The sequence below is a fragment of the Angustibacter peucedani genome (genome assembly GCF_054779595.1).
In genome coordinates, this window is the sequence record NZ_BAAGXY010000134.1 from 1 (window position 1) to 8,790 (window position 8,790).

Annotated in this window: 12 protein-coding genes; 5 read left to right on the top strand and 7 right to left on the bottom strand. The window is 75.3% G+C overall.

What is annotated here, in order from left to right; all coding sequences use genetic code 11:
* From ACYVJ4_RS17615 to ACYVJ4_RS17625, 3 genes are all read right to left on the bottom strand, one after another.
* On the bottom strand, nucleotides 1–647 hold a 647-nt coding region (locus ACYVJ4_RS17615), incomplete at its 3' end, for a PHP domain-containing protein (RefSeq protein ID WP_460461390.1).
* 30 nt (nucleotides 648–677) lie between these two features.
* Entirely contained in the window at nucleotides 678–1,109 is a 432-nt protein-coding gene (locus ACYVJ4_RS17620; RefSeq protein ID WP_460461391.1) for an SAV_6107 family HEPN domain-containing protein, read from the bottom strand.
* Nucleotides 1,110–1,183: 74 nt separating this feature from the next.
* Entirely contained in the window at nucleotides 1,184–1,612 is a 429-nt protein-coding gene (locus ACYVJ4_RS17625; RefSeq protein ID WP_460461392.1) for a DUF6504 family protein, read from the bottom strand.
* 330 nt (nucleotides 1,613–1,942) lie between these two features.
* Here ACYVJ4_RS17625 and ACYVJ4_RS17630 point away from each other — a divergent pair, with 330 nt between their 5' ends.
* The 3 genes from ACYVJ4_RS17630 (at nucleotide 1,943) to ACYVJ4_RS17640 (ending at nucleotide 5,694) form a co-directional block, all read left to right on the top strand.
* Nucleotides 1,943–2,854 carry a MerR family transcriptional regulator gene (locus tag ACYVJ4_RS17630; protein ID WP_460461393.1) on the top strand — a complete coding sequence of 304 codons (912 nt, stop codon included), beginning with the start codon at nucleotides 1,943–1,945 and terminating at the stop codon, nucleotides 2,852–2,854.
* A gap of 62 nt (nucleotides 2,855–2,916) precedes the next feature.
* Nucleotides 2,917–3,447: a YbaK/EbsC family protein gene (locus ACYVJ4_RS17635; RefSeq protein WP_460461394.1), complete on the top strand. Its 531-nt coding sequence runs from the start codon at nucleotides 2,917–2,919 to the stop codon at nucleotides 3,445–3,447.
* A 36-nt stretch (nucleotides 3,448–3,483) separates the two neighbouring features.
* Nucleotides 3,484–5,694: a S8 family serine peptidase gene (locus ACYVJ4_RS17640; protein ID WP_460461395.1), complete on the top strand. Its 2,211-nt coding sequence runs from the start codon at nucleotides 3,484–3,486 to the stop codon at nucleotides 5,692–5,694.
* 58 nt (nucleotides 5,695–5,752) lie between these two features.
* Here ACYVJ4_RS17640 and ACYVJ4_RS17645 read toward each other — a convergent pair whose 3' ends face one another.
* Nucleotides 5,753–6,031 (bottom strand): hypothetical protein, encoded by a 279-nt coding sequence (locus tag ACYVJ4_RS17645; protein WP_460461396.1) that lies wholly within the window; start codon nucleotides 6,029–6,031, stop codon nucleotides 5,753–5,755.
* A gap of 61 nt (nucleotides 6,032–6,092) precedes the next feature.
* Here ACYVJ4_RS17645 and ACYVJ4_RS17650 point away from each other — a divergent pair, with 61 nt between their 5' ends.
* Together ACYVJ4_RS17650 and ACYVJ4_RS17655 are read left to right on the top strand one after the other, a co-directional pair.
* Nucleotides 6,093–6,881: an alpha/beta fold hydrolase gene (locus ACYVJ4_RS17650; protein ID WP_460461397.1), complete on the top strand. Its 789-nt coding sequence runs from the start codon at nucleotides 6,093–6,095 to the stop codon at nucleotides 6,879–6,881.
* Nucleotides 6,878–7,567 carry a hypothetical protein gene (locus ACYVJ4_RS17655; RefSeq protein WP_460461398.1) on the top strand — a complete coding sequence of 230 codons (690 nt, stop codon included), beginning with the start codon at nucleotides 6,878–6,880 and terminating at the stop codon, nucleotides 7,565–7,567. The genes ACYVJ4_RS17650 and ACYVJ4_RS17655 overlap by 4 nt, the downstream gene beginning before the upstream one ends.
* Here the strand turns inward: ACYVJ4_RS17655 and ACYVJ4_RS17660 are convergent.
* The 3 genes from ACYVJ4_RS17660 to ACYVJ4_RS17670 all read right to left on the bottom strand — a co-directional run.
* On the bottom strand, nucleotides 7,564–8,157 hold the full coding sequence (locus ACYVJ4_RS17660) for a GNAT family N-acetyltransferase (protein ID WP_460461399.1): 594 nt from the start codon (nucleotides 8,155–8,157) through the stop codon (nucleotides 7,564–7,566). The two genes, ACYVJ4_RS17655 and ACYVJ4_RS17660, sit on opposite strands and share 4 nt — an antisense overlap.
* Nucleotides 8,154–8,495 carry a DUF2200 domain-containing protein gene (locus ACYVJ4_RS17665; protein WP_460461400.1) on the bottom strand — a complete coding sequence of 114 codons (342 nt, stop codon included), beginning with the start codon at nucleotides 8,493–8,495 and terminating at the stop codon, nucleotides 8,154–8,156. Before ACYVJ4_RS17665 ends, ACYVJ4_RS17660 begins: the two co-directional genes overlap by 4 nt.
* 30 nt (nucleotides 8,496–8,525) lie before the next feature.
* On the bottom strand, nucleotides 8,526–8,790 hold a 265-nt coding region (locus tag ACYVJ4_RS17670; protein ID WP_460461401.1), incomplete at its 5' end, for a hypothetical protein.

The following is an 8,790-nucleotide window of genomic DNA, read 5'->3' on the forward strand; positions in this document are numbered from 1 at the left end:
GCCCGGCCGACCTCGCTGGCCGGACCGAGCAGCACGACCAGCCGGGACGGCGCGTCGGCGGGCTGGTCGGCGGGCTGGTCCGGGCGGGCGTGCCGGGCGACCGTCGCGAGGTCGACCACCGGCGTGCCGCGCTCGCCGCCGAGGTGCCCGCTGGACAGGTGCGCCGCCGACACCAGCCGGCACAGCGCGGCCCAGCCCTCCCCCGACCCCACGCCGTCGGACCCGGTGCCGGCGGCGAGCACCGTGACCCGCGGCCGGTAGGGGTCGACGAGCGCCCCGCCGCGCACCGGCGCGCGCCCCGACCCGGCAGCCCGTGCGGCGACCGACGGGTCGGCCCAGGCGGGCAGCCCGGCGACCAGGCCGGTGGGGTCGGTGGCCAGGTCGACGCCGAGCAGCGGCGCGATCCCGGCCCTGCGGCAGGCGAGCACGAACTTCACCGCGCCGTACAGGCCGTCGCGGTCGGTCAGGGCGAGCGCGCCCATGCCGTGCTCGACCGCTCGCGCGACGAGCGCGTCGGGCGAGGACGCGCCGTGCCGCAGCGAGTACCCGGACGCGACGTGCAGGTGGACGAAGGGATCGGTGACGGAGGCGGTGGAGGAGGAAGAAGAAGAAGAGGCGGAGGAGGGGACGGGGGCTGGGGAGGTCATCGCAGGCTCGGGGAAGCGCGGAGGCGGTGCTCAGCGGACCAACGGCAAGGGGCTGGCCCCGCGCAGCGAGACCGCACCCGGTGGCAGGACGTCGTGGCGCGGCAGGCCCAGCACCTGCTCGACGAGCACCAGGAAGGTCTCGCCGTCGCGGACCAGGTCGTCGGCCTCGCGGCTGCTGACGACGTCGTCGCGGCCGGCCTCGAGCGCCGCCCGGCGGGTGGCGCCGGCGTCGAAGAACGCGGCCCACTCGGCCAGCTCGGGCGCGACGGTGGGCAGCACCTCCCACACGCTGCGCGGCCGGCCGTGCCGGTGCGGGCGACCGCGCACCGACAGCACGGCGGCGGCGGCGCGCAGCGCGGCCAGGTGCGCGGCGACGTAGCGCTCGCCCGCGGTGGAGGCGGTGAGCGCCGCGACCAGGCTGTCGCGGGCCCGGTCGAGCAGGTCGAGGCTGCTGGGGGGCACCCGGGGTGGGCTGGACGTCGGCACGGGAGGTCCTCCTGGTGGTGGTCGGTGAGGGACGGGGCGCGGCGGGCTGGTCAGTCCTCGACGTGCACCAGGCGCCATCGGTCGGCGGCCGGTGCGCCGGACCCGGGGTCGTGCACGAGGTCGTAGACGCCGACCGGGCTGCTGCGCCCGGCGGCGGCCTCGACCCGCCAGACCTCGCGCTCGGCAGGTTCGAGCGGCGAGCGGCGCGCCGGGACGTCGTCGAGCGCGAGCCCGGCCGGCACCCGACCGCCGGACGGCACCGCCCCCTGCGCGGCGACGTCGACCTCGGAACGCAGCCCCAGCAGCGCCGAGGCCGCGGCCTCGCGCCACCACACCCGCCGCTCGTACCAGTGCGACAGCACGCCGCGCACCACGTAGAGCCGGTCGCGCCAGACGAACGCCGCGGGAGCCTCGGGCTCGTCGCCCTCGGGCTCGCCCGTCGTCCGCACCTCGACCGGGTCGTCGTACCGTCGTCCCACCCCGCACCTCCGCTGGCCGCTCGCTGACTGGCTCGTCGCTGCCGCGGGGGAAGACCGGCAGACCCGGCCGGCAGGCCCGGGCGGCGGCTTCCCCACCGCCACCCGGACCGGCCAGGCCGTAGGGCCCGTCGCGGCCGGGGTCGAGGCGGCCGGGGGACGGGCCCCACCCCCACCGGCTGGAGGGGAGTCCGCCCGGTGGGAGTCGTTCGAACACCTGTTCGAACGAGGTCGAGACTACACCTGCGGTCGGACACCGCGTCAACACCTTCACCCGACCGGTGGACGACGGTTCTTGAGGTTCCCCCGGGGCAGGCTCCTACGCTCCGGGACGTGGCTCCCGACCAGACCTCCGACGCCCCGGTCGACCGGCTGCTCACCGTGGGCGAGCTGGCCCGCCGCACCGGCCTGACCACCAAGGCCGTGCGGCACTACGACCGGGTGGCGCTGCTGCGCCCGGCCGTCGTCGACGCCGTCACCGGCTACCGCTACTACGACCCCTCCCAGCTCGGGCCGGCCCGGCTGGTGCACCTGCTGCGCGCGGTCGACGTCCCCCTCGACGACGTGCGCGTCTGCCTGGCCGCCGACGGCGACCCGGTCGCCGTCCGGGCCACCCTGGCCCGCCACCGCCGCCGCGTCGAGGCCCGCGCCACCCGGCTGCGCGGCGACCTGCACACCATCGACCACCACCTCCAGGAGCTCCCCGTGACCGACCCCGCCCCTCCCCCCGCCGAGACCACGACCACCCCGACCACCGAGCCCACGACCGCGCAGACCGCGCCGAGCCCGGACGCCGCCGAGCACCGCCGCCTCGCGGTGGACCTGTTCAACGGCACCTGGCGGCTGATGGAGGCCGACGACCGCACCCGCGCCGACGACGACCGGATGCTGCACATGGCGCACGCCTCGCGGCACCACTGGGAGCAGGCCGGGACCGCGGTGCACCTGGCCCGCGGCGAGTGGCTGTGCTCGCGCGTCTACGCGGTGCTCGAGCGCGGCGAGCCGAGCCGGCACCACGCCCAGCGGGCGCTGGACCTGTGCCAGGAGAACGGGATCGGCGACTGGGACCTCGCCTTCGCGCACGAGGCGCTGGCCCGGGCGCACGCCGTCTCGGGCGACGCCGACGCCGCCCGCGCGGCCACCGAGGCGGCCCTCGCCGCGGCCGAGGAGGTCGCCGACCCCGAGGACCGCGCGCTGCTGCTCGCCGACCTGGAGACCGTCCCGCGCCAGCCGCGCTTCTGGTGACCCGCAGGACGGCTCGACCCGACGTCCCACGCGCGCCCCTCCTGCGCCACTACCCTTCGGCCATGTCGGACCTGGCCGCCCACGCCGCCGTCACCCGCGTCACCGAGACGCTCGCCGGCCTCGGCGTGCGCGGGCAGGTGCGCGTGCTGGACGACGCGGCGCGCACCGCGCAGGCCGCGGCCGAGCAGCTGGGCGTCGAGGTCGGGCAGATCGCGAACTCGCTGGTGTTCGTCGGTGTCGCGGCCGTCACCGACCCGGACGCCGGGCGGCACGTGCGCGACGGCGACGGCTCAGAACCGTTGCTGGTCATGACGTCCGGGGCGCACCGGGTCGACACCCACAAGGTCGCGGATCTGCTCGGGCTGGCCGACCTGCAGCGCGCGACGCCCGAGATCGTCCGGGCCGCAACGGGTTTCGCGATCGGCGGCGTCGCACCGGTCGGGCACCTGGTGCCCGTGCGCACCTTCGTCGACGTCGCGCTCTCCCGCTACGACGTCGTCTGGGCGGCGGCCGGCCACCCGCACACGGTGTTCCCGACGTCCTACGAAGAGCTCGTGCGCATCACGGGGGGCCAGCCGATCGAGGTGACCTGAGGTATCAGGCCGTGCGGTCCGGCGCTCTCGTCGGGCATGGACACGACGCTGACCCTCTCGTTCACGCCGGGCGAGGTCATCACCCCCGGCACGCCGCTCCACGTCACGACCGCTCGTCCGGTCGACCCCCGGTCCGCGCAGGGCGCCGTGCGCCTGCGCCCCGCCCGCGGCCCCTGGCAGGACGCCGACGTCCGGCTGGCCAAGCGCGGACGGGTGGTGCAGGTGGCCACCGACGGCCTCTCACCCGGCGCGCACGAGCTCGTCGTCGGCGAGCTGCTCGACGCCAAGGGCGAGCGCCTCGCCGAGCCGGTGCACGTGCCGTTCGTCATCGGTGCCATGGTCGGGCGCGTGCCCGACGACCACCGCGTCGAGCACGTCGTGCACCTCGCGGTCGGCGAGCTCGCCGTCACCCGCTTGCGCCCGGGCGACAAGGCCTCGGACGACGAGCAGTACGTCGAGCTGGTCAAGGCGGTGCACCGCGAGAAGGGCGTGGCGGCAGCGTTCGCGTTCGGCGCGGACGGCCAGCAGGTCGACGCCGACGAGCTGCTCGCCGGCGTCGAGAAGCGGCGGGCCGACCGCTTCGGCCGGATGCACGAGACGCTGTGGCGCCACCTCGAGACCGTGGCGGACGACGAGCCCGTCGACGTCGTCGTGTGGCCGCACCTGGAGGACGACGGCCAGGTCGTCGACAAGCCCACCGACCGACGCGCCACCGAGCCGCACCCCGTCGAGGTCGAGCGCAACGCGGTGCAGCGCAAGGCGACCGGGAACCTGCAGCGCCGGCTCAAGCGTCTCGGCGCCGAGGTGATGGCGCGCCAGGACGACGACGTCCCGCTGCTGCGCGCGACGCTGCCCGCCGCGAAGGTCCGCGACCTCGCGGCCTCCGACGCCGTCGGCGCCGTCTTCCTCGACGACCGCAGCGCGATCACCGACCTCGGGAACTCCATCGCCGTGGCGCGCTCGGACCGCGCGCAGAACCTCGGCTTCGACGGCACCGGGGTGCGCGTCGCGGTCTTCGAGGACGGCCCGAGCGACACCACCAACCTCGCGCTGGCCGGGCGCTTCTCGAGCTCTCCCCCGGCCAGCAACCACGCCCGCCTGACGCACGCCATCATCAAGAACACCGAGGCGAACCGGCCGCACGGGCACGCGCCCGACTGCGACCTGTTCTCCGCCAACAGCGCCGACAACGACGCGCTGCGCTGGGCGGCCAACCAGGGCTGCACGGTCATCAGCCAGAGCTTCCACCGCGGCACCGAGCCGGGCGGTGCGGGGCTGCAGGCCGACGACGTCCTGAAGGACTTCCTGGCATTGCGCTGGCCGTACCCGACGATCGTCCAGGCCGCCGGGAACTTCTGGCAGGGTGACGCCGACAACATCCAGCCGCCGTCCTCGGAGTTCGTGAACCACAAGGGGTTCAACACGCTCTCGGTCGGCAACCACGACGACACCGCGTCGTCGATGTCGGGCGACTCGGTCTTCCGCAACCCGACGTCGACGCACGGCGACCGCGAGCTGCCCGAGCTCGCCGCCAACGGCACCGGGGTCAGCGCGAACGGCCAGACGATGTCCGGCACCAGCTTCGCGGCACCGGCCACCGCGGGCGTCACGGCCCTGCTGCAGGACGTCGACCCCGTGCTCTGCTCGTGGCCCGAGGGCTGCCGCGCGATCCTGCTCGCGACCGCGGGGCGCAACGTGTCGGGCAGCACGTGGTGGAACGACGTCAGCACCCGCACCGACGCCTCTGACGGCGCGGGCGCGGTCGACGCGGAGTCCGGGGTGCGCGTGGCGCAGCAGCGCCGGTGGCGCGACGCGCCGGCCACGTCGCGCGGCTGGGACGTCGGCACGCTGGCGTCCGCCGACGTCGGGGCCGACGGCTTCACGACGTTCCGCTACCACGTGCAGGTGCCGCTGCTGCTGCTCTCGCCGACCGTCAAGGTGGCGCTGGCGTGGGACAGCAAGGTGACCTCAATCTTCGGGCTGCCGCTGGCCTCGCAGCTCACGGTCGACTTCGACCTGGTGGTGCGCAACAGCCAGGGCCAGCAGGTCGCGGCCTCGGCCTCGTGGGACAACAGCTACGAGGTGGTCGAGTTCGCGGCCACGCGCGGCGCGACGTACGAGATCGCCGTCCGGCGCTGGTCGGGCACCGACAGCGTGTGGTTCGGCCTGGCCTGGCAGACCAGCGGCACGCCGATCTTCTTCCCGTGGCCGCTGCCCTGGCAGGAGCTGCAGGTGGCATCGCGCTGAGCCGGGACACCAGCACGGAGGGGTCGGCGCTCGGGGCCGACCCCTTCGTCGTGCGCCGTCAGGCGCTGCCGTAGTCCGTGGCCAGGATGGCCTCGACCGTCTGCGCCTCGTCGAAGTGCTCCGAGCCGGCGATCTGCGGCACGAACCCGACCAGCACGCCGTTGCGCATGATCTGCGCCTCCAGCCCCGCTGCTCCGTCGACGTCCCACAACGCCTCCCGCCCGTCGCCGAGCGGGACGCGCACGCCGAAGCGGTACGAGCTCGGGCGCGCCACCTTCGCGATGACGCCGCGGTCGACCAGTGCCTGTGCCACGCGCGTGGCCTCGTCCTCCTGCATCGCACCAGCCTGGACGACGAACCTGGACGTCGCCTGGGAAACGGCTCGGTACGGTGGCGCGGTGCAGGAGCGGGTCGGCGACGTCGAGGTGCACTTCAGCGCGCACGGGGACGGCGTGCCGCTGCTGGCCCTGCACGGCGCCGGAGTCGACCACCGCGAGCTCGAGGCGGCCCTGGAGCCCGTGCTGCCGCACGAGGGGTACCGCCGGGTCTACCTCGACCTGCCCGGCATGGGACGCACCACGGCCGACGGGCTGACGAGCAACGACGACGTGGTCGCGCTGCTGGTGACGTTCGTCGAGACCGTGATCGGTGGGCCCGCGCTGCTGCTCGGCCACTCCTACGGCGCGTACCTGGCCCGCGGCGTGGCGGCTCGACGTCCGGACCTGGTGCGAGGTCTCGCGCTGGTGTGCCCCGTCGGCGGGACGTCGGCCGACGTGCCCACGCAGGTGGCGGTGCGGGAGGACGACGACGCCCACGACGGGCTGGACGCATTGCAGCGCAAGGGTTTCGACGAGTACTTCGTCGTGCGCACGGCGGCCACGGCCCACCGCTACCGCGACGCGGTGTGGCCGAGCACTCAGGCGGTCGACGAGGAGGCGCTGGGTCGGGTCTTCGCCGGCTGGGCGGTCGACCTCGACGGCGAGCCCTACGACGGACCGACCCTGCTCGTCGCCGGCCGCCAGGACAGCACGGTCGGCTCGGCCGGCACCGTCGCGCTGCTCGAGCGCTACCCGCACGCCACCCTCGCGGTCGTCGACGGCGCCGGCCACGCCCTCCCGCACGAGCGTCCGGAGGTGCTCGGCCCGTTGCTCGCACACTGGCTCACCCGGGTGGACGAGCCGGCATGACCACCCCGGACGACGGCCTGCGGGCCGAGCTGCTCGCGCGCTTCGAGGCCGACCAGCAGGCCCCGGACCTCGTCTACCGCACCGCCGACGACCACCGCGCGGCCTTCGACGCGACCCAGCCGCCGAGCACGACGCCCTGGCCGTTCGCGGTGCTGGAGTGGCAGCCCGAGACCGCCGCGCCGCCGTCGGTGCAGGCCGCGCTGGCCCGCGTGCGGTCGAACACCACCTGGCTGGTCGCCCTGGTGCACGAACGGGGCTGGCCCGGCCGCGACCTGGTGGGCGAGGACGGCGCCGACGCGGCCTGGTTGCTGCTGCAGCACGCGGGCGCCGGGGTGTCGACGCTCGACAGCCCCGCGAACCGGGCCTTCCGGCGCCATTGCGTGCCGCTGCTCGAGGCGGCGGTGCGCGCCGGCCAGGCCCACCCGCGGCACCTTGCCCACACCGTCGACGGCATCGCGGCCGTCGAGGGCGCTCCCCCGCGGTACGGCGTGCTCGGCCAGCACGTGGAGGTCGCCGACGGCGGGGCGCGGCTGGTCGCCGACGTCGACCTCGACCAGCTCGCCCGCGACCGGGCCGTCATCGGCCTGGCACCGCTCGCCGAGGACCTCGCCCGCCGGGCGCGCGGCGAGGACGTGCCGGCCGTCGGCAGCGGCACCCTCGAGCCGTGGTGTGCGCTGCCCGACTAACCCTTGGCCGCGCGGGCGCGCTGCTTCGGCACGGTCAGCCGCATCACCCAGCGCCACTTGGCGATCTGCCGGTCGCGCTCGAAGCCGAGGTCGGTGTAGAGGTCCTCGGCACCGGTGTGCAGGTACGCACCCCGCTGCGGTCCGCGGCCCTCGAGCTGCTCGGGGTAGGCCTCGACCACGCCGCCACCGGCGCGGGCGATCTCGTCGAGCGCCGCCGTGAGCCCGGCGCGCGAGGCGCCCTGCCGGCGGTGCTTGCTGCCGGTGAAGACGCAGCCGATGCGCCAGTCCGGAAGGTCGACGAGCTCCTTGTCGTACGCCTTGGCGTTCTTGATCGTGGCGACCTCGGACGGCGGCCCGAACTGCACCCAGCCCACGCACTCGTCGTCGCGGTACACCAGCACCTGGTGCACCGTGCCGCCCTCGACGTGCGCGCGCTTGGCCGCGCAGTTGCCCGCGGGCGAGCCCTGGAAGCCGTCGGGGTGGAAGCCGATGCACCAGCACCCGCCCCAGACGCCGCCGCTGGCCTCGACGAGCGCCGCGAAGTCCGGCCACGTCTCGGGCGTCAGCATCCGGGTCTCGAAGCCCGTCACGCGCGCAGCACCTTCGCCATCGGGCGACCCTTGGCCAGCTCGTCCACGAGCTTGTCGAGGTAGCGGATCCGGCGCATGAGCGGATCCTCGACGTCCTGCACCTTCACGCCGCAGACCGAGCCGGTGATGGACGACGCCGCCGGGTTGAGGTGGGCGTCGGCGAAGAAGGCCTCGAAGGTCGTGCCGTCGTCCAGGTGCTGGCGCAGCTGCGCGTCGTCGAAGCCGGTGAGCCAACGGATCACCTCGTCGAGCTCGGCGGTCGTGCGGCCCTTGCGCTCGACCTTGGCGACGTAGTGCGGGTAGACGTCGGCGACGGCGGTGCTGAAGATGCGGTGCACCTGGCCAGCCTAGGGCGGGACGCCGACAGGCTAGAAGAGCTCGCGCGGCGCGGTCAGCCCGAGCGCGTCCAGCCGCAGCTCGACCACCTCGACCTCGCACTCGAACTGGTCGGCGAGGTCGTCGACCGAGCAGCCGAGGTCGACGCCTTCGCGCAGCAGCGCGTCGTCGTCCGTCGTCCAGGCCCGTCCGCCGACGACGGCCGTGCGCGTCGCGTCGGGCACGGGCGCCGGGTCGGCCGCGACGGGCGGCGTCTCGGCCGCCGCGACCGGACCGCCCTCGCGCAGCGCCTCCGCC